A 24094-nucleotide genomic window follows, 5' to 3' on the forward strand; every position below is an offset into this window, starting at 1 on the left:
TAACGTTAGCGCAATGGGGATTAACAGCACTAGAGATTTTTACCGGCAGATCAAAAATTCATTGTTTCTCGCTCAAAAATACCTGTCGGGAAGAGGGGTAGAAGGGGCGAAAACCCCACAGGTATCGGTCATCTTATCCCAGAAAGCAACAAATTAAAGACTGCTTGACTACACACTTAAGCGGCGTTCAATGGCATGGTGCCAACAATCGCCCATCTCTCTAATGCTAACGTCAATTACGGGCCGGTTATCAGCGGTGGAAACCCGTAAATTAGAGTGGGAACTTCCGACCCTTCCAATTTTTTCCCACTCATCCCCTAAATGCTCTTGTAAATAGGATTCCCAAATAACAGCCTGTTTTGCCATAACAGAAACTAAAATTCTCGCCCCACCTTCACCAAACAGCATTTCATCCCACCGGACGCCGTCTTGCTGCGAGAGTTGAGATAAATCAATCTCCGCGCCTAACTCGCTACTGATGCAGCATTCAGCCAGCGCCACTGCCAAGCCACCCTCCGCGCAATCATGTGCCGAACGCAGCCATCCCTGGCGAATTCCCTCACGGCAGGCTTTTTGCACCCGGCGTTCCAAGTCAAAATCTACCACCGGCGGCTTGCCGGCAATCGTTCCGTGAATCGTCGCTAAATATTCCGAAGCACCCAGCGTTACCGCTTTATTTGCCGCTTTTCCGAGTAAGTAGATAAAATCGCCTTCTTTTTGCCAAGCTTGACCGCAAATGTAGTTTAAATCGGGAATTAAACCGACCATGCCCACAACCGGCGTGGGATAGATAGGCGTCGGTTGGCCGGCTGAGTCTAGGGTTTCGTTGTAGAGAGAGACATTGCCGCCGGTGACGGGGGTGCTAAACTCCCGGCAAGCTTCGGCAATGCCGCGACAAGCTGAGGCGAGTTGCCAGTAGCCGATCGGCTTTTCCGGGCTGCCGAAATTCAGGTTATCGGTAACTGCTAGCGGTTCCGCACCCACACAACTAAGGTTACGGGCGGCTTCTGCAACAACAGCTTTTGCGCCTTCGTAGGGATCGAGATAAACGTAACGGGAATTGCAATCGACGGTTGCGGCGACTCCTGTGCTGAATTTTGGTCGCTGAGTCTTGAGTGATGGGTTTGCAGCACCGGCCTCTTGTCCGCCTGACTCTACCAGTGGGCGCAACCGCACAACGGCAGCATCTGCACCTCCCGGCATGATCACGGTATTGTTTTGCACTTGATGGTCGTACTGCCGGTAAACCCAGCGTTTCGAGGCGATGGTGGGAGTATCGAGCAGTTGCAGTAAGACATCATTCCAGCTTTTGTGGCTTCCCGCAATTTCAATACCGGCCTCAGTGCAAGAAGGCAGCGAGTCGGCTGTCCACTGCCAAGCTTTCATTGCATATTCGGGTGGATTTGTCAATAACTCGCGATTGTAAATTGGCGTGTTATCTGCCAAAGCCGTTGCCGGCACTTCAGCCGCTATTTTACCTTGAAACAAAATCCGGACGATAGATTCTTCAATGACTTGGCCGGCAACAACTGCTTGCAGCCCCCATTTATGGAAAATATCGATTAATTCTTGTTCTCGCCCTTTGTGCGCCACAAACAGCATCCGTTCCTGGGATTCGGATAACAGGTATTCGTAGGGCACCATGCCGGCTTCCCTGACGGGGATTTTATCGAGATCAAACTCAATGCCAACCCCGCCTTTCGCTGCCATTTCCGAGGTGGAACAAGTGATGCCGGCAGCCCCCATATCTTGGGCTGCGACAACTGCGCCGGTTTTGAAGGCTTCTAAGCAAGCTTCAATTAAGGATTTTTCGAGAAACGGATCGCCAACTTGCACAGCGGGGCGATCGTCCATTGAGGCGTCACTGAGTTCCGCGCTGGCAAAACTTGCGCCCCCCATGCCATCTCTGCCGGTGGTGGAACCGACATACAAAACTGGGTTTCCCATGCCTGATGCCCCGGATTTGACAATATCGGGAGTTTCCATCAAGCCAAGTGCCATCACATTGACGAGGGGGTTGCCGGTGTAGGCGGGGTCAAAGTAAACTTCGCCACCAACTGTTGGAACTCCAACACAATTACCGTAGTGGGAGATCCCGGAAACAACGCCGGCAAATAAGCGACGAGTCCGTGCATCTTCCAAAGAACCGAAGCGTAAGGAGTTTAACACAGCAATGGGACGCGCCCCCATTGTGAAGATGTCGCGCAGGATGCCTCCCACGCCGGTTGCTGCGCCTTGGAAGGGTTCAACGGCTGAGGGGTGGTTATGAGATTCGATTTTAAAAGCAAGTCGCAAACCGTCGCCTAAGTCTACAACGCCGGCATTTTCTCCGGGGCCAACAAGGATGCGGTCGCCCTCTGTGGGAAATTGTTTGAGTAGGGTTCTGGAATTTTTGTAGCAACAATGTTCTGACCACATGACGCCGAACATTCCCAACTCAGCTTTGTTGGGATGGCGTCCTAGGCGCTTGACGATTTCTTCGTATTCTTCCGGCTTAAGACCTTCAGCAGCAATTTCTTCGGGGGGAAAGGGAGTGGAAGTGGTGGTAGACATGGAACCCTAGCACAAACGGCACAGGGTTCATTGTATCGGGATTTTTGGTTTGCCAAACGCTTTTCTTTTGGAGAGTTGAGGAGAAATGATTTTTTTAACCACAGATTCCGCAGGTGAAACTTGAATGTGCTACGCTCGTCATCCAAGTTCCACCTGCATCCACAGATAAACCCTTGATTTTATCTGTGTTTATCTATAACTAAATCTCTGCTCCCAACCGATAACCTATCTGCGTTCATCTGCGTGCATCTGCGGTTAAATAAAAAAATCCTCTTATCCCAACAGATAATTTAACATCAATAAGTAGATCTCTGACACGAACCAATAACCCATCTGTGTTTATCTGTGTGCATCTGTGGTTAAAAAAATCCTCTTACCACCTACTGTCGCCACTTAGTTTGAGGCACTTCTGTTTGCGCCAACAACTTACCTTGAGAAATAACATAACAAACCGTAGCACGCCGGCGGATAGCATCAAACCGATCACCGGCATCTAAAACAATTAAATTTGCCGGCTTGCCAATTTCTATCCCGTAATCATCTAACTGCAAAGTGCGCGATCCCTGAGTTGTCACCATGTCATAACAAGCATCAATTTCTGCCATGCCGGTCATTTGGCAAACATGAGCAGCCATGTAAGCAACATCTAGCATACTGCCGGTGCCTAAACTATACCAGGGATCTTGGACACAATCATGTCCTAACGATACATTAAGTCCTTGCTGCCACAATTCTTTGACTCGTGTTACACCCCGGCGTTTGGGATAAGTATCCGTCCGCCCTTGAAGGGTGATATTAATCAGAGGATTGGCAATAAAATTAATTTGGGAACGCTGTAACAATCCCATTAATTTATAAGCGTAGGCGTTGTTATACGATCCAAAGGCAGTGGTGTGACTTGCCGTAACTTTTGAATTCATGCCGGCGCGAATTGCACAAGCGGCTACAACTTCTAAAAAGCGCGATTGCTCATCATCGATTTCATCGCAATGAATGTCAATCAGCCGATTGTATTTGCCGGCTAATTCAAAAATTCGATGCACAGAACGCACACCATCTTCACGGGTAAATTCATAATGGGGAATTCCGCCTACTACATCCGCCCCCATTTCTAAAGCTTTTTCTAAAAGTGCTTCATTCTCTGGTTTGCCATAAATTCCATCTTGCGGAAAGGCAACGACTTGCACAGTTATCCAGTCTTTAACTTCTTCTCGCACTTCCAACAAGGCTTGCAAAGCAGTGAGACTAGGTTCACTGACATCCGCATGAGTGCGAACAAATAAAACACCTTGAGAAGCTTGTTGTTTAAGTGTTTCTATTGCCCGTTCTTTAACATCGGTTAATGTCAGATTTTGCTTGCGTTCCGCCCAAATTTCAATTCCTTCAAATAAGGTTCCGCTTTGATTGGCACGCGGTTCACCGGCACTCAAAGCGGAATCAAGATGAATATGCGATTCTACAAAGGGTGGACTCACCAGCTTGCCATCAATCGGAATCACAATTTCAGCTTCAACGTCTAAATGAGGCGCAATAGCCGAAATTTTTCCATCTGTAATTGCAATATCAATTTGTTCGCCGGCAAGTGAGCGGCACCCTTGCAAAAGTAAATCATTTTTCATCATGGACGCCCCGTTACAACTCCCCAAAAATACTTTTTAAATGAGAACACATCAGCTTCTACGTGCATTTTTCTCGCCCACGTATAAATATCAAAACTGATGTTACCAGTGATCGGATTACTTGGCATCGAAATATTACCCACCAATGCTATCCAGTGACTAGGGTAAGGCATCACCGGCTGCTTGTCTGTTAACAAACCATCCGAATTAACCAAGGCAAACGCTACGCCGCCGGCATCAATGGCTTCTGCTGCCTCGCGCATGGCGTCGAAATCTCCCATAACAAAGGCATGGTGATATTTTACCTCGCGATATCCTAGCACCTCTGCCACCCATCCTTTCATCTCCCAAGACTTTGTCATTCCACTAATATTGCGGATGATGTCAGGTGCGTCTGGTTCAACATCAAACAGCACATTTTCTGATTCTCTTAGGGTCGATAAAATCATCCAATCGGCTTCGTCCATTTGCAGTTCCCCTCGATTTTCTCGCAGGCTATCTGATGCCGGTATCCATTTGGATTGCGCGTGAAATCCGCCAATTTGAAATAAATTGCTACAGATTTCAACATAGCGTGAGGGATGTTTACGAACCAACTCAAATAAAACCGCAGCAGGGCCACAAAACGGCTGCCGGCCTTGATTAATATTAAAGGGATTTGTGACCCGCGCTCGCATCTGCTCAATTACTTTTTGTTGCGCTAATCCTGGCCAAACTCCGCTAACCTTCGAGTTCTCAAACTTTGTCAGTGCTTGGAGTGCCGGCTCAACTAGATGGGGTTCTGGAAGTTGAGAGTTATTTAAGACTGTCGCTGAAACCATGTGTAAAGTTTTTATCGTAAATTTACTATTTTGCTCTCAAAAAGCCAAAACTTGCCGGTGCTTTATCAACCGGCACAAACCGATTTTAGCAGCGACAAGTCGTTTTTAAGTGAGATATTTGTAAATACAGGCAGCTAAGTCGCTGTACAGGAAAATGCCCAAGAAAACAGATTTTAAAAAGCCTTAAGTAAAAAGCATTCGGCAAAAACTTTCTCCCCTTTTTCTTTGAAATTATCCTAATCTAGCAGATAATTCTCGAAATACGCCCAATGCTCATCCTGACAATTCGCTCTCAAAACATCTTTCGCTTTATCTGTCAAAATCAACTTACCCTCAGCAGTAGCGGGAAACTCTGGCCATTCTCTTAAGCCGGCCTCAGCTAATATATGTTTCATCCTGTTGACAGCGTCCATCAGACTGAGCAGTAAGTGATGCTCCTGCATCCATTCGTTAACATCGGGTACTGCAGAAACAGGATTTTCATGATTGGAGAGGTGATTTTCTGAGGATTTGGTAAAAATTTTCATATTTAAGCCTCCCAAGAGTTTCTATCACAAAAGGTTTGTATATTTATAATGAACTCTTGTGAAGATTTTATCTGTGATTATACTGAACCTTGCTATGTGATAGATTGAAGCGGTTTCAGTGATCGGCATCACTTTATTCTGATCCCTGCTGCTCAGTCATTCAACCCCAACTTAATGATGTCAACGGAAATGTTAAGTCTGAGTTTGACAAACTGCCGAGAATGATTCTTTAACCGGCAACTTAAAACAAAAAGCGATTCCAGCAACCGTTTTTATCAGCGACCAAAACAAATACTTGCTTAACCACTGGATTAACTATGCCAGAATGAGTGGTTTAGACTCCGCCAGAAAGGACACTTTTAGGTGAAGTCTAAACTAGCGGCTAACGGATTTATTAAAGTTTCATGGTTGCTGTGTTTACCCGGCCAAATACTGTTTTAGGTATTCTTTAGTGGGGACACAGCCGAAAGGTTATTAGCGGGAATTCAGCACCGAGTTAAATAAATCTGAGTTTGCTCCCGATGAATGAAGCCTTGTATCTGAAAGCTGTGCAACCATCTGTGCACGGGATGAAACCTCAAGCTTACGGAACATTCGTTTTAAAGCTTGCTTCACAGAATTTTCAGTAATCCAAAGTTGATTGCCAATTTCCGCGTTTGTTTGGCCCAACGCCACCAATTGTGCAATTTCCAACTCACGAGGTGTCAAACGTTCGGCTTTGCCGTTCTGAAGGAAACCGTTATTAAACGTTGGCTGCTGTAACTTTCCTGCAAAAATGCCTTCTGAACCCCCTGTTGCAACCCAACTCGATAAGTGCAGGCAGATAGCACCCAAATCGACTAGATTTTCGCTATCAAAAGCAGGCATTGCCTTTTCGCGTGTGCAGCCGACTACGCCCACGATTTGACCGTGATTAATGATAGGTCCCGCCATCACGTGCCAGTGATCGGGACGAGGACAGATTAATTTCCAAGCCTTGGGGGTTGTCACTAATGCTTCGTGAACCGGAGCATAGCGCTCCGCTAAATAACGCACCACAGGATTATGCTCGATTGAGAGTGCAATTTTCAGAAAATCCTGAAAATTGCGATCATTTAAAGGCAGTTGATCAAAGAAAAAAATTGCCCATCGTTTCGCTGCAAAATATTCACCAATTTTTGGTGCGATTTGCGCTTGCAGGTCGGATTTGCTATGGGTTTGGCGAATGGCTTCCAACAGAGGCTCTAAGGAACTTGTCATATGTGAAGGGGGAAGGGGTCTAAAGTGTACCCGTTCGAGGTCTAGAAGCGTTAAGGCGCTCAGCCTATATTAGCTTTAATCTCAACCATCGCCTGATATGACTATCAATCCAGAAATTGATCGCGCGGATAGAAGCGCGATGCAGGTCGGCTTTTATGCGACTTCAGTCGTCTTTAACCTATGCTTGATTACTCAATTGCTAACAGTCGGAATCGCCTACTTTATTAGTCCTGCTTGGTGGAATATTCACGTTTGGCTAGTCCGAGGATATGGTGGACTGTCATTAGTATTACTAGGATGGTCATTCATCACCCCATTTCCACCTCAAATACAACGCCTCACTGCGAGTCTACCCGTGCTGCTGGGACTACAGTTTGTCAGCATTCATCTCAAGAGTCCTTTGCACCTAGAGATACTACACCCTTTAATCGGGTTTTCGTTACTCTACGTTTCTTCAAGCCTTGTCCATCGTGTATGGCGCAGCTTATCGCTCAATCATCAGCATAATGAACAAGTTTAAGAGGTAAAGATGACACAAGAAGCAATCTTTAGTCCCTTCTTTGCAACAATGTTTTTGACACTCCTAGTCTGGTTGTATATGTACATTCGTCGCCTCAGTTTCATCAAAAGCCAGAAGATCGATCCGCAAGACCTTGTTGCATCTAACGCACCCATGCAAATCTGGCCGCGAAACGTATCCAATCCATCAGATAACCTAAAAAATCTGTTCGAGATTCCGGTACTTTTCTATGCGCTCGTGCTCTACCTTTTTGTCACAAAACAAGTCGATACAGTGTACCTAACCGCCGCGTGGATCTTCGTTGGGTTTCGCGCATTGCATAGCGCCGTCCACTGTACATTCAATCTTGTTATGCTTCGGTTCTACCTCTACCTGTTCGCTACCCTCGCGGTTTGGTTCATCGCGATCCGCGCAGCCCTTACCCACTTTGGCGCATAGGTATGCTTTCATATTGACGCAGCTTACCATTCAAATACAGCGGACGGCTGAAAGCTACTGGCGTTGAGTTCAAGCTTGTCTGCTTCCGCTGATTTGAGCCGTTGTGATAACAGATATGGGGAGTAGTTCGTTGTTAACTGAGGGAGGATCGTTCCTCAATTACCGAACTGTTCCTCGCAGTGCTTCAGCATCAATTGGTTTAATCAGGTAAATTCGTAGAAGATGACGGATGATCGCAAGCTGGAGTGGTAAGATACTTCCTATAATCTACACAAAATTATTAAAATCAAAACCTAGAAAATTAACTTATTCAAGCCCTTTTCACTCCTACAAAATTAATTTGCCGAGCAACTGCTTAGTTAATATCGTTTGTAGATTGATCGCCTAGGGCCACCAACCAAAGAAGCCTTCTATTGCCCTTGACTACAATTTGCTGCCTGCGGCTTAACCCGAACTCACGTTACTTATTTTGATAATTTTTGCGGAATTTAAGACGAATGAGCAAGCCCACGCAATCCAATTTCTCAAAGTTATGCAAGCCCTAAACAAGAGGCCAGATAATTGAAATTTGTAGTTTATTCTTAGGATAGAATTACAGTTTTAGAGTTTGTCAAACAGCTATGAGATCACAGTGAATCTATGCCTAACGATAAGCTACTATCTGCGTTTAAAAAAATAACTTTAAATCTATTACTCAGTTTTTATCTTATAGAAGAAGTAGATGCTCAACCTGAAAAGAATCGCCCTACTTTTCCGACAAAACACTAAAGCGCACAGAATCGCCATCTTTTAAAGGCTTGCCACTGCGGGTAACATATCGCTCTCCAGGTTGCAATCCTGAGACAATTTCCACTTGTCCATTCGCTCGTTCGCCGGTTTGAACACTACGCGCTTCTACAGTTGCCTTTTCGCCCTCTCCCTTGACAACAAACACAACTCCCTCACTCGATTTCGCATTTGCGCCGCTATTGCCTTGCTCCCCTCTTCCTGTGCTGCCTCTTTCTCCCTCGCCCTTGCTGGCTTGCCCACCGGCACCCTTACTGCCTTGCCCACCGGCACCTCTGCCCCCCTGCCTGCCACCGGCTTGCAGCGCCGCATCGGGTACAACGACGCGCTCAACTTGCCTGGTTGCAAAGTTAACTCTCGCTAGCAAACCACTACCAATTCGTCCATTGCTGTTGGGAATCACAACTTCCACCGGCACTAAGCGCGACGTCGGATCGGCTGCTGGAGAAATTAGGGTGATATCGCCGGTTAATTCCTCATCGGGAAAGGCATCTAAGCGAACTTTGACACTTTGCCCAACCCGAATATTTGACAGTTCCAATTCCGACACCTCAACCGCGATTTTCACGCTGCTAAAGTCCCCGATTCTCACAATTTCCCCTCCAGGCTGAACAAGGTTTCCCGGTTCTGTGATCCGCTGGGTAACAATGCCGCTAATTGGGGCGCTGACGGCTGCGTAGGAAAGCCGCTCTCTCGCTTGATCAACCAGCGCTTGCTGGGCAACAACTTGCCCTTGAGCGGCTGCAACGGCTTGCTGCTGTGTGCTGACTTGGGCTTCCGCAGAGCGCAGAACCTGCTCGGCTGTGCGGGCTGAAGTCTGTTCTTGTTGGGCGGCTTGCTGTGAGATCGCCCCTTCCCTAGCCAGAGGAGCTAAGCGATCCGCATCTGCCTGCGCTTGCTGAAGTAACAGTCTTGCCTCTTCTACGCGGGTACGAGCATTGCTCACTTCTGTTTGGGCGCGTGCCACCTCAGATTTGCTCGTCGCGAGTTCTGCTTCTGCCTGGGCAACGGCAGATGCTTGCAGAGCGTTATCCAGTCTGGCAATGGCTTCGCCTTGTTTAACCGAATCTCCCACATTGACGTTGAGGCTCAGCAACTTACCTTCGATTTGAGGACGTAAGGACACTTCCCGCACGGGGGCAGTGGTGCCGGCATATTCCAATTCTTCGGCTAATGAGCCGGTGCGGGCGACTCCCACATCCACCGGCGTTGCGCCTCCACCCTGTTGTGCGTTAGGTGGTTGAGGTTGGGCATCTGCCTCTTGCTTGGGCAATAGCCCGCAACCCGTTGAAACGACGAGTATGCCGGCTAAAACTGTGAAGCTGAAAATCCTTAGACTCATAGGAATGGGAGTTACGCCTTTATTGTTAAGTTTAGTCAAGATTTATGTGAAAAGTTATATACTTAGAGGAAGATTTACTTATTAGTATACCAGTTTGATATAGATGCTTGAGCTATCAGCATTGGGTTTATTGCAGCGCGAACCTTTGCACGGCTACCGGCTGAAGCAACAGCTAGAGCTATTCATGGGAAGTTGCATCAGTGTCAACTATGGAGCGATTTATCCGCTGCTGAAGCGTTTGGAAGAGCGGGGTGAGATAGAGGAGGGTGCGGAAGAGACATCGGATGCCGGCCCGTGCCGCAAAACTTACAGCATCACCGCCAAAGGACGTGCTAGCTGGCGGCAAAAAATGCTGGAGCATCCCCAGGAAAGCTGGGTAAAAAGCCGCTCTCGCTTCATGATCAAGTTTTTCTTTTTTAACGATTTAGAACCGGCAGAACGAATCAAATTACTCGAACACCGCTTAATGGTGTGCCGGCTGCGGCAAGAGTATCTAGAAAATCAAGTACGCGAACATAACCCAGCCGATCCTTACCAAGCGGCAGGATGGCAGAGATCGCTAGAGATCCACAGCACTGAGATGCAATGGTTAAGCGATCAACTTGATAAAGAACGTTTAAACCTGCCGGCTACAAACTTGGCCGGCGCAAAAAAGGAAACCAAAGCTTTAGTCAAAGGTAAGGGAAACTGAGAGCCGGCTGGACTAAGTGCAGATGGGGGAAGCGTTGAAAAATCTACTCCTTTGCCACTGCCGGCGCTTCACCCTAGAGGAGGAAGTGCGCTCTCAACAATTGGTAGTAACTTAAACACGATGCAGGAGCGAAGGGTGATGAATTAAGAGCTTGCCAACTAATCGAATAACTAATCGAATCAGCAGCGGTATCCATTCATCTTTTCCCCCAACTGGCCAGAGGTCAAGTTAGGCAAACAGAGCGGACGCCGGCAAAAAAATTTAAGGCGCTCAGCAAGCTTGTTGTATGCACCAAGCATTGTTGCAGCAAATCCTTGTCATTGATATCAATGTTGGCCAAAGGTCAGGAGTCCTAGCTGATGACGAAAACAAATGATTCTAAATTCTCTGAAAAAGCAGTGGCAGATGAGACGGAACTGGCCCACTTTTCAGATGATACAGAGGCAAAAGAATATCTCGTCTCTCTACCCGATGAAGACGAAGACATAGATGAGGTTCCATCCAAATCGGGTAAAAAAAACCGGCGCATCTGGCTAGGAATTCTGGGAGCAATTGTCCTGTTAGCTGGGGCAGGTTTTGGCTGGCAGTGGTGGCAGTCGCGTAGCGGTGCCGGTGGTGCCGGTGGTGCGCCACAGCAGGCAGCCGGTAAACCTCAAGGCGTGCCGGTTAAACTCGCGCCGGTGACACTGTCTACGGTTGAAGACAGTACGGAATTTGTCGGCAGTTTAGACGCTCAGCAATCAGTTGCCCTCAAGTCTGAAATCGACGGGTTAGTTAAAGAAATTTACGTTGGAGACGGCGACTTAGTCGAAAAAGGAGACACGATCGCTCGCATTGAAAATGAGGACGCCCAAGCGCAACTCAGACAAGCAAAAGCCAACCAAATGCGTGCCGAAGCTCGCCTGAGAGAGCTGCAAGCCGGCAGCCGCCCAGAGGAAATTGCCCAAGGGCAATCCCGTGTCGCTCAAGCCCAAGCACGTCTGGCAGATGCCAGAGGTGGGGCGCGTCCGGAAGAGATCGCTCAGGCAGAAGCACAAATACAAGGGGCGAGAGCAGACGCAGAACTCTCCCGGCAACGGCTGGATCGGTATCGAGATTTAGCGCGAGAGGGGGCGATTCCACAAGACACCCTCGATCAATACATCCAAGAAGATCGCAGTGCTAGAGCCGAATTGGAAGAAGCCCAACGACGCTTGGAGCAATTGCAAAAAAGCCGAAGTTCCGACATCGAGCGGCTGGAGGCGGAACTAGCTCAACAGCAGCAAGCCTTGAAGCAGCTACAGAATGGCACCCGTCCCGAAGAGATCGCTCAAGCAGAAGCGGAGGTCGCCGCAGCCGTAGCCCAAGTGCGGAATAATGAAGCGGTGCTGGAAAAAGCGCAAATTTTGTCTCCCTTTGCTGGGAAAATTGGCGATTTCTCCATCAAAACAGGAGACTACGTTACAAGAGGCACGGAAATCACGACCGTCACTCAAAATAATACCCTGGACTTGCGGATGTCCATTCCCCTAGAGCGGGCATCAGACTTGCGCTTAGGGCTGCCGGTGCAATTGTTAGATCCCCAAGGAAAGCCGATAGCGACGGGTCAAATCAGTTTTATTTCTCCAGAGGTTAATGCAAATTCACAAGCTGTTGTGGCTAAAGCCTCCTTTGGCAATAGCACTGGGGATTTGCTCAGCCAGCAGTTTGTGCGAACCAAAGTGATCTGGGATACAAGTTCTGGAATTTTAGTGCCGGTTAACGCTATCAGCCGGTTGGGCGGCCAAACTTTTGTGTTTGTGGCTGAAACCAAGGAACAATCGAAACTGATCGCTCGGCAAAAGCCAGTGAAGTTGGGAGACATCCAAGGAAATAATTACCAAGTGATTGAAGGATTAAAAGCTGGAGAAAACCTCGTTGTCTCCGGCATTCTAAATCTGACTGATGGCGCTCCCATCATCCCCGAAGCCGGAAAATAGGTAGGAGTTAGTAGTTAGGGTAAATTTTGCAAATATTTGGCCACTAACTACTAATAACTAACCAATAAAACTAACAACTACTAAAAATATGTTTGCAGATTTCTTTATTAAAAGACCTGTCTTTGCAACCGTTTGTGCCTTAGTTATTATTCTGTTAGGAGCGATTAGTATTCCTACGCTCCCTATTGCTCGTTTTCCGGATATCAGTCCCACTCAAATCAACGTCACGGCTAACTATAGTGGAGCCAGTGCTGAAGTCGTAGAAAACGCCGTTACGAACATCTTAGAAAGGCAAATTAACGGGGTTGAGGGGTTGAGGTATTTAACCTCTAGTAGCAGTAACGACGGCACCAGCAGTATTACCGCCACCTTTGACCCCTCGCGTGACAAAGATATTGCCGCCGTTGATATTCAGAATCGAGTTTCTGTTGCCCAGCCGCAACTACCAGATGTGGTGCAGCGCACTGGAGTTCGGGTAACAAAGCAGTCTAGTAGCCTTCTCTTAGCAATTGGTTTATTTACCGAAAATAATGAATACGACAACATATTTTTAAGCAACTACGCTGACCTTTACCTAACAGATGCTTTAAAAAGAGTACAGGGTGTAGGCGACGTGCGAATTTTTGGGGAACGCCGCTATGCGATGCGTATTTGGCTAGACCCCAACCGGCTTGCTAGTCGAGGTTTAACAACTCAGGATGTCGCGCGGGCACTGACTGAACAAAACATCCAAGTTGGGGCGGGAAGAATCGGGCAGGAACCGGCTCCAGAAGGGCAAATGTATCAACTGGATTTGCGAGCGGTGAGCCGGTTAACAGATGCCAAGGAATTTGAAGAAATCGTTCTTAAAACAGAAGAAAGTGGAGCCTTAACCAAGCTTAAAGATGTAGGGCGGGCGGAATTGGGAGCGGAAAATTATAACTCGTTCTTGAGATTTCGCGGCAATGACGCGGTGGGGTTAGGGATTTACCAGCTTCCTGGCAGTAATGCCTTGGATGTTGCCAAAGGGGTGAAAGCCGAAATCGTAAAACTAGCCGAACGGTTTCCTCCCGGCTTGAAATATCAAGTAGCGCTAGATACCACTTTATTTGTAGAACAGTCACTTTCAGAAGTGATTAAGACACTATTTGAAGCGATTGTGCTAGTCATTATCGTTATTTTTGTATTTTTGCAAGATTGGAGAACAACGTTAATTCCAACGATTACAATTCCGATTTCTTTAATTGGCACATTTGCTTTTATCAAGATTTTTGGATTTTCAATTAATAGTTTATCTCTGTTTGGCCTAACCTTAGCGACAGGGTTGGTGGTGGATGACGCCATCATTGTGGTGGAGGATATTGACCGACTGATTCAAACTCAGGGAATGAATCCGCGTGCAGCGGCATCTGAGGCAATGCGCGAACTGTTCAGTGCGGTCGTTGCAACTTCACTGGTGTTAATGGCCGTGTTTATTCCAGTGGCGTTCTTCCCCGGCACCACAGGAGCACTTTACAAACAATTTGCGCTGACAATTGCCTTTTCAGTCTTGCTTTCAACCTTTATGGCAATTACCCTGACGCCCTCTCTTGCGGCTATATTATTGCGTCGGAGACAGCATCAGGGAGGCCCAATTGGTTGGGTGTTTGACCGAATTAATGGGGGGCTAGACTGGACGCGCCGGCGCTATCGGCAATTCTTGTTATTTCTAACCAAAATTAAACTCTTCGTTGTCGGGCTTTTTGTGGTTTCTATTGCCTTCACGGGTTGGCTTTACCTAGCAGTACCGACCGCATTTATCCCAGAAGAAGACCAAGGCTATTTTCTCACAATTATCCAAGGGCCACAGGGGGTTTCGCTGCAATACACCCGCGAGGTAATGGATCGGGTTGAAAAAGAAATCCTCAAACTGCCTGAAGTCGTGGGGACTTTCTCTGTGGGGGGTTTTGGTTTTAGTGGCAGCACAGCGAATAGTGGCATTATCTTTACCACGCTCAAATCTTGGAAAGAACGCCACGGAAAAGATCAATCCGTGCAAGCCATTTTAGGCAAATTGATGGGGAGTTTTTCGCAAATCACAGAAGCTAGAGTCTTGCCGGTTAATCCGCCGGCTATTCAAGGTTTAGGGCAATTTGGCGGCTTCCAATTTCAACTGCAAGATCGACAAGGTAATGGCGGTTTAGATTCCCTTGTGCAATCGATGGGTCTTATACTCAAGCAAGCGAATCAAACCCCTGGATTGCAAGCGGTGTTTAGCACATTCGCGGCAAATACGCCTCAACTTCTCGTTGAAGTAGACCGTAATAAGGCCAAAGCACTAGACGTTCCAATCGATAGTATTTTCAGTACCTTGCAAAGCGCTTTGGGTTCGCAATATGTCAACGATTTCAATTTGCAGCAGCGCAATTATCGGGTGTATGTTCAGGCAGACAAACAGTTTCGCGCTAATCCAGAGGATATTGGTAAACTGTACGTTCGCTCTCAAAGAAATCAAATGATTCCTTTGAGTAATTTGGTAAAAATTACTCCCACAGTGGGGGCGCAAACGATTAATCACTATAATCTATTCCGCTCAATTGAAATTAATGGTGCCCCTGCGCCGGGATCTAGTTCTGGAGATGCGATTGAGGCAATGGAACAGGTTTCAGCTCAAGTGCTGCCGGCAGGTTTTGGTTATGAATGGTCGGGGAGTTCATTAGAAGAAATTGAATCGGGCGGTCAAGCCCCCATAATTTTCGGACTGGGGCTTGTTTTTGTGTTTTTAGTTTTAGCCGCTCAGTACGAGAATTATGTCGATCCTCTAATTATTTTGCTATCGGTTCCTTTGGCTATTTTAGGAGCGCTGCTAGCGCAGTCGATGCGGGGTTTGTCGAATGATGTTTACTGCCAAATCGGTTTAGTGATGTTGATTGGCTTGGCCAGTAAAAATGCCATTTTAATTGTGGAGTTTGCCAACCAATTGCGACAGCAAGGACTTTCCACTGCTAAGGCGGCGGTTGAGGCTTCTCAAGAGCGCTTGCGACCGATTTTGATGACTTCCTTATCGTTTATCTTGGGGATTGCTCCCTTAATTAATCCTGAAGGTGCAGGGGCAGCAAGCCGGCGTTCTCTGGGTAATGCGATTGCAGGGGGGATGGTTGTTTCTACGTTCTTGAGTTTGTTTGTGGTGCCGATTTTGTATGTGGTGATTATATCGATTCAAGATCGCTTCACCAAAAAGAAGCCGCCGCAGCAACCTCAGCCAGAGGAGGAGACAAGCTTGGATGGGAAAGCCGGCAGCCTGACGGAGCGACAATCCCACCAGCTTCGATAGGCGATTGAAAGAGATTTTGAGCCAAGTTGCTAACACCGTTTGGGAAGAAGTTAGCTAATTGATATCATAATACTCAAAACGTAGGGAGGTGCAGCCATGCTGGAAGTACAAAAGTCCCATAAGAAAATCGGATTTCGAGTTTCGGGTGAACTTGTCAAACAATTATATGATTGGGAATATTCAATTGATGAAATGGTATTTAAAGAACAATTAGCAACGGGTTCTTTCAAAGGAAGCTTTTCAGTCCAAGGGTTTATCTTAGAGATGATGCAACAGGCAGAGAAAGAGGGGGAGATTTTGCCTTATTACGGGGCTATTGGAAGTAGTGCCTGTGTCTATAAGTTTCGATTAAAAGGTTCTAAATGTAATTTGAGAATTGAACACTCATTAACAGGTGATGCTTTAGATTTAGAGGTAGATATAAAGAAAGCAAATAGGCTTTTTTCAATAATAAGAGAGCCAGCCCTTCAGTTTTCCTTTTTGTCCTATGTGATGGATAAGAAACTTGACCACCCTTGGTCTGGAAAGCGAAATTCTACGTTGGTTTGCCAGATTGCAGAGCAGGAATATCAGACTTTAACACAGTGGAAAAACTGGATGAACGAGCAAGCACTTACACCCAGATATATTTATCGGTTTACTCAAGTGAGCATAGGAGCTACCGGGTTTATTGTTAAAGTTGAAGATACAGAAACAGGTGAGATAATTGATGCGACTGACTACGATGATTGGTAAGTGATCTCTCTTTTTTATTACTCTACATAGAGTCAGTCACCGAAATTTTTACCCCTTGGTCAAATCCTATGAACGTAACCACATCGCATTATGCGAGGCAAGGCAAAATCAAAGAATTTTAAAGCGATCACAGCGAGGGATGTGTACTTAATTGCGGCAATACCGTTCACAGCCTAAAGGGGATAGATTTCCATGATTGAGCCAGAAAAGTTTTAATACTTAAACCGAATCAGGACGGTTTGACTTCCCTGATAGGCGGTATCACTTCCAGGCTGCGGTGAGAAAAACAACACCGGCACGGCCATGAGCAAAATGACTGTGGCGAAAATATGAGCTAACAGGTCAAACGTTGTAAAACCTTTACTGTCGGTTTTGTTGAGTTGAGAAAATAGGAATAAATTTAAAAGATAGGTATTCATAAGAAACTTTTCCTTGCCGCCGGCGTCCCTGAATGTGGTTACCTATAAATTGACTCTATCTATTAATAAATTCCTTTAGTGTTTCCACTGGTTTTTAACAGTATCCAGGATGAGCCTGCTGCCTTTTATCCGTAAAAACTATGCGTTAACTTTGTATCTCTTATTACATTCAAATACCTAGGCAATGTTACTTATTATATCTGCCGAAACTTGGCATTTGCTATGAGATGAACATTTCATGCTGATTTCATTTTTCTGTGCAAGTCTGAAAGAGTGTTTTCCTGCTGCCGGCACATCCGCGCCTTCAGATTCGGTAGCCCTATCAGCACAACTCACTCATGCAATTGCCTACTCTTCCCCCAACAAAATCAAAAGGGTCAGCAAATCATTGTGAACGTAAAGGATGGAAATTCTTCGTCCGTTACCTCGCTTCCCCCTCCATTGCTGCCTATTTGTTTTTCAGTTTCTTAACACCGGCATCGGTTCTGTCTCATGCCGGCCACGGGGATGAATTTCATAGTGAATCGGAAGCCGCAACCACTGCCGAAAGCATTCAGGTAGATGCCCAAACGGTTAAACGTATGGGAATTCAGGTCAACCCAGTCGTGCGGCAACCCCTGGATGTTGGCATTAAAACCACCGGCCAAATTGAAACCTTACCCAGCCAAAAAGTGGAAGTCACGGCACCGGCAGCCGGTAAAGTGGTGCAGCTATTGGTGGAACCGGGCGACGTGGTGGAGAAAGGTCAAAGTATTGCGATTTTGTCAAGTCATGAATTAACAGAACTGCGCGTCAGTTCCTTGGAAAAACGGGCGGAGGCAGAAGGAAATATTAAGGAAGCCGAGGCTAACTTGAAACTGGCTAAAGAAAATTATCAGCGTCAGCTAACCATCGCGGAAGCCGACATCACACAAGCCCAGACTCAACTAACAGCAGCCAGAGCACAGTATGAGCGCGATCAATCATTGGTAAATGAGGAAGCGCTGGTGAAACTCGCCAAAGAAGACTATCAGCGCCAGCTAACCATCGCGCAAGCCGAGATCGCGCAAGCCGATACCGAACTAACCGTTGCTCAGGAACAGTATGACCGAGATCAAGAGTTGGCAGAGTCGGGCGCACTGCCACGCCGGCAGATGTTGGAATCGCAAGCGCACTTAGCAGAGGCAAAAGCCCAAGTCGCTAGGGCAACCAGCCGCCTTGATGTTCTCAAAGCCCAATCTGAAGTGAAACGCGCTGAGGCGGATCTGCCCCTGCGGGAGATGCGGGAATCCCAAGGCAAATACGCTGAAGCCGAATCCTTGGTGACGAAGGCACAGCAGCGTCGGGACGTTTTGGAGGCTGAGGCGGAAATTAAACGGGCGGAGGCAGCGCTTGAGGTGGCAAAATCGCGGTTGCAATTGAGCAGCACCACTTACGAGACGCGGCTGAAACAGATGGGAACGGCGGCGAATGCGGAAGGACTGGTGACGGTTTCGGCTCCAATTTCCGGTACAATTGCTCACCGAGAAATTACGATAGGACAATCGATTGATGCTGCCGGCCAAGCGCTGATGACGATTTTGGATGATAGTCGGGTTTGGGCAACGGCGAATATTTATGAAAAAGATTTAGATCAGGTGAAAACCGGCCAACAAGTTCGCGTTAAGGTAGCTAGCTTGCCAAATCGCACGTTTACAGGTCGAATTGCCATGATTGGCGCTGTGGTGGACGGGGAAACGCGGGTGGTGCCGGTGAAGGCAGAATTGGAGAATGCCGGCGGACAGTTAAAACCGGGAATGTTTGCCGAATTAGAGGTTTTAACGGATAAAACTTCGGCGGCTTTGGTGGTGATTCCTGCCAGTGCGGTGGTTGAGGGAAATGGCAAGGCGTTGGTGTATGTACAAAACGGTAAGAATTTTGAGCCGGTTGAGGTAACTTTAGGTCAAACTTCTGGTGATTGGGTTGAAATCAAAACCGGCATTTTTGAGGGCGATCGCATCGTTACTCAAGGTGCGATCGGGCTGTACGCCCAATCGCTCAGAGGCGGCAATAAGGGCGCGGGGAAGCAGAAAAGCGAGGACGCACCAACGCAACAGGTTCCGCTGAATCCTTCATCCTTGCCTTGGTGGTGGGCGATACCGGCATCTGGTATGATTGCAGCCGGCGCTTTTTGGATGGGGCGACGTACCCAAAGCAGTCGGGGCGCTGCCGAGTTGCCGGCTTCTCAAATCGGGGAGTTTGAAGACTTGCCGGTTTTGGCTACGAATCATCACCATCACCCATCGGTTGCCGGTAAGGAGTAATCCTTCGTTATGTGCGGATTCGGGTGCCGGTTCAGCCCAATTCCAAATTTTGACATAAAGGATGGATTAAAGTCGCTGAGTAAAAATCCCATTCTGAAGACGAAACTCAGTTGAACGGTTGATGATTTTACGGAGGCTATATTTAAGCCGGTTCGTGACTATAGACACGATCGCCGAGAGTGATTTTCTACGTTTGAAGAAAGAAAATTACTAATTTTTGCATTAATATTTAAGATAGCAGCTAGGTTGAGAGTGCAATTCAGCCAAACAATTTTGGCAAGAACCTATTCAAGGAAATCCTCACCGGCAGCAAAGTTATCATGCGAACAGTTTAAACACAATCATAAGGATTGAGCTGGAAAACTGTGAACCGACTAAAAACCTACTATTGATTTTAGAGTTCTATAAACCCTAAGCATTTAGCTTTAACATTACAAAAAATTTATAGTAGCCGGCCAAACCTTCACACTCGAACGTGAAATAAAAAACCATGCTTAAAGAAAAAGCCAGAATTATGGGATGGAGACGAGCGGCATGACGGACGCAGGCGTAACCCTGAGAACCACGTATGATATTCCTCTGGTTATTGTTTCGATTGCCATTGCCCTGATCGCTTCCCTCGCAGCACTGGCTCTGGCGCGAAGAATAACAGCATCCCAAGGGTTTAGCCGGCACCTGTGGCTAGCGGGCAGTGCCTTCGCATTAGGAATTAGCATTGGGTTGATGCCCTTGAGCGCCATGCTGGCGTATCAACCGCCAATTTCTTTAAGCTATAACCTACCGGCTGTCTTAATGCCGGCAGTGGTGGTTGGAATTGCCAGTACGATCTTCTTCATCCTGGTACTGCTGGCATTCTTATTTGAGCGGCGTCTCAGTATCGAGATCGCCCAAACTCAAGCACTACGCCAAAGCGAAACGCGCTTACGTGCCTTGTTGCAAAATACGTCCGCCATTATCGCAACCGTTGCAGCCGATGGCACCATTGGTTACATCAGCGCCTCACTCAAACAGATTTTGGGTTATGAACCTGAAGATTGGCTGGGGAAAAAAGCTTTTGCCCTGGTTCATCCTGACGATCTGGGCGAGTGGGAACGTCTTTTAGCAGAAGCATTGCTTGCTGTATCTACCAACATTACGGCTGAGTTCCGGTTGCGAGACATAGACGGTTCTTGGCGAGATTTTGAAGTGATTGCAAATAACTTGCTGGCTGAGCCGAGTGTCGCGGCGATTGTGACAAGTTACCGCGAAATCACCTTTCGCAAACAGAGCGAGGAAACCGTGACACGCCTTGCGGCAATCATAGAAGCAACAAGCGACTTCGTCGGCACCGCCAATTCCCAAGGAATTGCATTCTACATCAACCGGGCAGGCCGGCAGTTGGTGGGACTCGGCCAACAAGAAGATACCTCAAATATCACCGTCGCCACTTATCACCCGCAATGGGCCGGTCAAGTTATTCTAGAGGAGGGGATTCCCGCTGCCATCCGCGATGGAGTGTGGACAGGTGAATCAGCCCTGCAGAGCCGTGATGGGCGCATCATTCCGGTCAGCCAGTTAATCATTGCTCATAAAAAGCCAGATGGCAGCGTTGACTTTCTCTCCACGATCGCCCGTGACATCAGCGAGCACAAGCGGACAGAAGCGGCACTGGCGAAGCGTGAACGATACTTGTGGGCATTAGTGGAAGTTGAGCACCGGCTGCTGACGTTTGATGGCAGTCCCAGTTGCTACACGGAGCTGCTGACGCCCTTGGGGCTAGCTTCTGGCGCTAGTCGCATTTACGTGTTCGAGAACCATCGCTGCGAAACAGGCGGGTTGCTGATGAGCCAGCGTGCAGAGTGGTGTGCCGAAGGTATCCAGCCTGAACTTGACAATCCTGAACTACAAAACCTTTCATACAATGATTTCTTCCCCCGATGGGGCGAGTTTCTGGGACGGGGCGAAATCATTGCCGGCATCGTCGCCGAATTTCCGGAATCAGAGCGTGTTGTCTTAGAACCTCAGGGCATTCTTTCGATTCTCGTGTTGCCGATTACAGTCAATGGTGAGTTCTTTGGCATTATCGGGTTTGATAACTGTACTGAAGCGCGTGCCTGGGAGCCGGTGGAAGTCAACCTGCTGGCGGCAGCGGCGGCAGCCATCTCCTTGGCGCAAGAGCGCAAACAGACAGAGCAAGAACTGCTCAAGACTCAGGAACGTTTGCAGCATTTGCTTAATACCAGTCCGGCAGTAATTTACAGCTGCAAGGCTGAGGGCAATTTTAGCCCAACATTTATCAGCGAAAATGTGACGGCACAGATGGGCTTTGAACCCAACGATTTTCTAAATAATTTTAGCTTTTGGGCGAGCCGGCTTCACCCAGAAGACGCCCCCCGTGTGATGGCTGGGATATCGCATTTATTTGAAGCCGGTTTCCACTCTCATGAATACCGTTTCCGCTGCAAAGACGGACAATATCACTGGATGCACGATGAACTGAAACTGATTGTAGATGAAGCCGGCAATGTGGTAGAAATTGTTGGTTGCTGGCGAGATATCAGTGAGCGCAAACAAGCAGAGTCCGCACTCAAACAAGCTAATGAAGCGCTTGAGAACCGAGTTGAGGAGCGCACCGCTGATTTAAAAAATGCGAACCAGCAACTACAAAAAGAAATTGCTGAGCGTCAGCGTTCCCAAGAGGAGTTACTCCGCACAACTGCTGAGCTGAAAGCTATTTTTGAGGCGTTTCCCGATATCTACTTCCGGCTACATTCAGATGGCACGATTATTGATTGCCACACCCCACAAAATGCTGATTGGCCTGAGCCACCCGCCCAATTAATTGGTAGGCGAATCCAAGATGTGATTACACCGAGCGCAGCGCAACAGTGCGCCGAAGCCCTTGAGCAAGTTCTGGCAAAAAAGTCCTTAGTTGATGTTGAGTATTCGCGCCTTATCCAAAATGTAAAAACAAGTTTTGAAGCAAGGTTTGTTCCCTTACTGGAAAACCAAATCCTTGTTATTGCCCGGAACATCACGGAGCGTAAACAAGCTCAAGAGGAAATTGAAAAATCGCTGTCTCTGCTCCGCGCCACACTGGAATCAACGACAGATGGCATTTTTGTCGTGAATCGAGAAGGAAAAATAGAGAGTTATAATCAGAAGTTTTTAGAAATGTGGCAAGTTCCAACTTCTGTGATCACGTTGCCAGAAGACGGCGTTGTCTTGAATTTTGTTTTGGATCAGCTCACAGATCCTCAAGGGTTTCTTTGCCGAGTTAAGGAACTTTACGCTACACCAGAAGCCGAAAGCTACGACATTTTTGAATTCAAAAATGGTCGCAGTTTTGAGCGTTATTCCCAGCCGCAGCGAATCGGAGAAAATATTGTTGGCCGAGTCTGGAGCTTTCGGGATGTCACTGAGCGTAAGCGAGCAGAGGAAAAAATTCGCTATCAAGCATTGCATGATCTCCTGACAGGCTTACCTAACCGAATGCTATTTAATGATCGCCTTGCCATTGCATTAGCTTCCTCCCAGCGTTCTGGGAACATACTGGCTGTAATGTTTTTGGATTTAGACCGCTTTAAGATAATCAATGATACTTTAGGCCATGCTGTTGGTGATCACTTGTTAGAAGCTGTTGCTGTGCGATTGACAAGTTGTTTGCGTTCTGGCGATACGATTGCCCGTTGGGGAGGTGATGAATTCACTCTGTTATTGCCTCAAATCAGTTGTGTGCTAGATGCTGTTAAAATTGCCCAGCGAATCTTAGAAGCCTTAAAGCCAATTTTTTATTTAGAAGGCCATCAACTTCACATTACTAGCAGTATTGGAATTGCGTTTTATCCCAGTGACGGCGAAGATGCTGAAACCCTGCTCAAAAATGCAGATGCGGCGCTATATCGTGCTAAGGAACAAGGACGCAATGCGTTTCAGCTCTATACACCGGCTATTAATTCTAAAGCCTCGGAATTGCTAGTTTTGGAACATAGCTTGCACCACGCTTTAGAGAGAGAAGAGTTTTTAATTTATTACCAACCTCTGGTTAATACGCTGACAGGAGAAATCGCTCAAATGGAAGCCTTGGTGCGCTGGCAGCACCCCACTCAAGGCTTGATTTCTCCTGCAACCTTTATCCCCCTTGCCGAAGAAAATGGATTAATTATTCCTTTGGGTGAGTGGGTATTAAAGACTGCCTGCGCTCAAAATAAAGCTTGGCAGGAAGCCGGTTTGCCACCGATTGGTATCGCAATTAACCTTTCTGCCCGACAGCTTCAGCAACCGGACTTTGTGGAAACGGTAAGCCAAGTCTTATTAGAAACTGGGTTAAACACTAAGTTTTTGGAGTTGGAAGTTACGGAAACTGTGGCGATGCAAAATATAGAGGCAACTCAGTTCATTTTGCGAGAATTATATAAAATGGAAATTCGCCTTTCTTTAGATGATTTTGGCATTGGTTATTCTTCGCTCAGTTATCTAAAAAAGTTTCCCTTTCACACGATCAAAATTGACCAGTCTTTTGTTCGGGATTTGATTGCAAACTGTGATGATGTTGCGATTGTAAAGGCAATTATTGCTTTAGGATATGGACTGAATCTTCGAGTGGTGGCAGAAGGGGTAGAAACAGAAGAATTAAAGGATTTACTGCGAGATTTGCAATGTCAGTATATGCAGGGTTATTTTTTCAGCCGGCCTTTACCGACAGAGGAAGCCACTCAACTGTTGCGAAATGCAAAAGAGTCAGAATCTTTGTCTTCTTGGCGTGCGGAGGTTTCTAACAGCATTTACAACCCGTTAGGAGCAATGAATGGGAATTACCAAAATCTTATCAAGTTTGGTAATTACTCATAATATAGGGGAACTGGACTGATTGCTGCCGGTTCTGCGTTTCTT

Annotated in this window: 15 protein-coding genes; 8 read left to right on the forward strand and 7 right to left on the reverse strand. The window is 47.1% G+C overall.

What is annotated here, in order from left to right; genetic code table 11:
• Positions 1–168: 168 nt before the first annotated feature.
• The 5 genes from purL to H6F73_RS14945 form a co-directional block, all read right to left on the reverse strand.
• Positions 169–2553: a phosphoribosylformylglycinamidine synthase subunit PurL gene (gene purL / locus H6F73_RS14925; protein ID WP_190759478.1), complete on the reverse strand. Its 2385-nt coding sequence runs from the start codon at positions 2551–2553 to the stop codon at positions 169–171.
• Positions 2554–2933: 380 nt separating this feature from the next.
• The gene (gene codA / locus H6F73_RS14930) at positions 2934–4175 is read right to left on the reverse strand and encodes a cytosine deaminase (RefSeq protein WP_199330531.1); all 1242 of its coding nucleotides are present in this window, start codon (positions 4173–4175) and stop codon (positions 2934–2936) included.
• Complete coding sequence (locus H6F73_RS14935; protein WP_190759479.1) at positions 4172–4993, reverse strand: hypothetical protein; 822 nt, start codon at positions 4991–4993, stop codon at positions 4172–4174. The genes codA and H6F73_RS14935 overlap by 4 nt, the downstream gene beginning before the upstream one ends.
• Positions 4994–5229: 236 nt before the next feature.
• Complete coding sequence (locus H6F73_RS14940) at positions 5230–5520, reverse strand: hypothetical protein (RefSeq protein WP_190759480.1); 291 nt, start codon at positions 5518–5520, stop codon at positions 5230–5232.
• 474 nt (positions 5521–5994) lie between these two features.
• Positions 5995–6735 carry a LuxR C-terminal-related transcriptional regulator gene (locus H6F73_RS14945; RefSeq protein ID WP_347239539.1) on the reverse strand — a complete coding sequence of 247 codons (741 nt, stop codon included), beginning with the start codon at positions 6733–6735 and terminating at the stop codon, positions 5995–5997.
• A 121-nt stretch (positions 6736–6856) separates the two neighbouring features.
• On the opposite strand from H6F73_RS14945, the gene H6F73_RS14950 reads away from it, so the two are divergent.
• Positions 6857–7279, forward strand: a complete 423-nt coding sequence (locus tag H6F73_RS14950; RefSeq protein WP_147682480.1) for a DUF6220 domain-containing protein — start codon at positions 6857–6859, stop codon at positions 7277–7279.
• Positions 7280–7357: 78 nt separating this feature from the next.
• Positions 7358–7717 (forward strand): MAPEG family protein, encoded by a 360-nt coding sequence (locus H6F73_RS14955; protein ID WP_242072498.1) that lies wholly within the window; start codon positions 7358–7360, stop codon positions 7715–7717.
• A 745-nt stretch (positions 7718–8462) separates the two neighbouring features.
• Here the strand turns inward: H6F73_RS14955 and H6F73_RS14960 are convergent.
• Positions 8463–9845 (reverse strand): efflux RND transporter periplasmic adaptor subunit, encoded by a 1383-nt coding sequence (locus H6F73_RS14960; protein WP_190759483.1) that lies wholly within the window; start codon positions 9843–9845, stop codon positions 8463–8465.
• Positions 9846–9948: 103 nt separating this feature from the next.
• On the opposite strand from H6F73_RS14960, the gene H6F73_RS14965 reads away from it, so the two are divergent.
• From H6F73_RS14965 to H6F73_RS14980, 4 genes are all read left to right on the forward strand, one after another.
• Complete coding sequence (locus tag H6F73_RS14965) at positions 9949–10536, forward strand: PadR family transcriptional regulator (RefSeq protein ID WP_190759484.1); 588 nt, start codon at positions 9949–9951, stop codon at positions 10534–10536.
• A gap of 359 nt (positions 10537–10895) precedes the next feature.
• Entirely contained in the window at positions 10896–12494 is a 1599-nt protein-coding gene (locus tag H6F73_RS14970) for an efflux RND transporter periplasmic adaptor subunit (RefSeq protein ID WP_190759485.1), read from the forward strand.
• Positions 12495–12582: 88 nt separating this feature from the next.
• A complete protein-coding gene (locus H6F73_RS14975) occupies positions 12583–15786 on the forward strand; it encodes an efflux RND transporter permease subunit (protein ID WP_190759486.1) in 3204 nt (1067 codons plus the stop codon).
• A gap of 96 nt (positions 15787–15882) precedes the next feature.
• Entirely contained in the window at positions 15883–16521 is a 639-nt protein-coding gene (locus tag H6F73_RS14980) for a hypothetical protein (RefSeq protein WP_190759487.1), read from the forward strand.
• Between the two features lie 212 nt (positions 16522–16733).
• On the opposite strand, the gene H6F73_RS14985 is transcribed toward H6F73_RS14980, so the two are convergent.
• Positions 16734–16940: a hypothetical protein gene (locus H6F73_RS14985; protein ID WP_190759488.1), complete on the reverse strand. Its 207-nt coding sequence runs from the start codon at positions 16938–16940 to the stop codon at positions 16734–16736.
• A 338-nt stretch (positions 16941–17278) separates the two neighbouring features.
• Here H6F73_RS14985 and H6F73_RS14990 point away from each other — a divergent pair, with 338 nt between their 5' ends.
• Positions 17279–19222 carry an efflux RND transporter periplasmic adaptor subunit gene (locus H6F73_RS14990; protein ID WP_190759489.1) on the forward strand — a complete coding sequence of 648 codons (1944 nt, stop codon included), beginning with the start codon at positions 17279–17281 and terminating at the stop codon, positions 19220–19222.
• Between the two features lie 534 nt (positions 19223–19756).
• A complete protein-coding gene (locus H6F73_RS14995) occupies positions 19757–24052 on the forward strand; it encodes an EAL domain-containing protein (protein WP_190759490.1) in 4296 nt (1431 codons plus the stop codon).
• Positions 24053–24094 lie beyond the last annotated feature (42 nt).

The organism is Microcoleus sp. FACHB-68 (assembly GCF_014695715.1).
In the GTDB taxonomy this organism is placed as follows: domain Bacteria; phylum Cyanobacteriota; class Cyanobacteriia; order Cyanobacteriales; family Oscillatoriaceae; genus FACHB-68.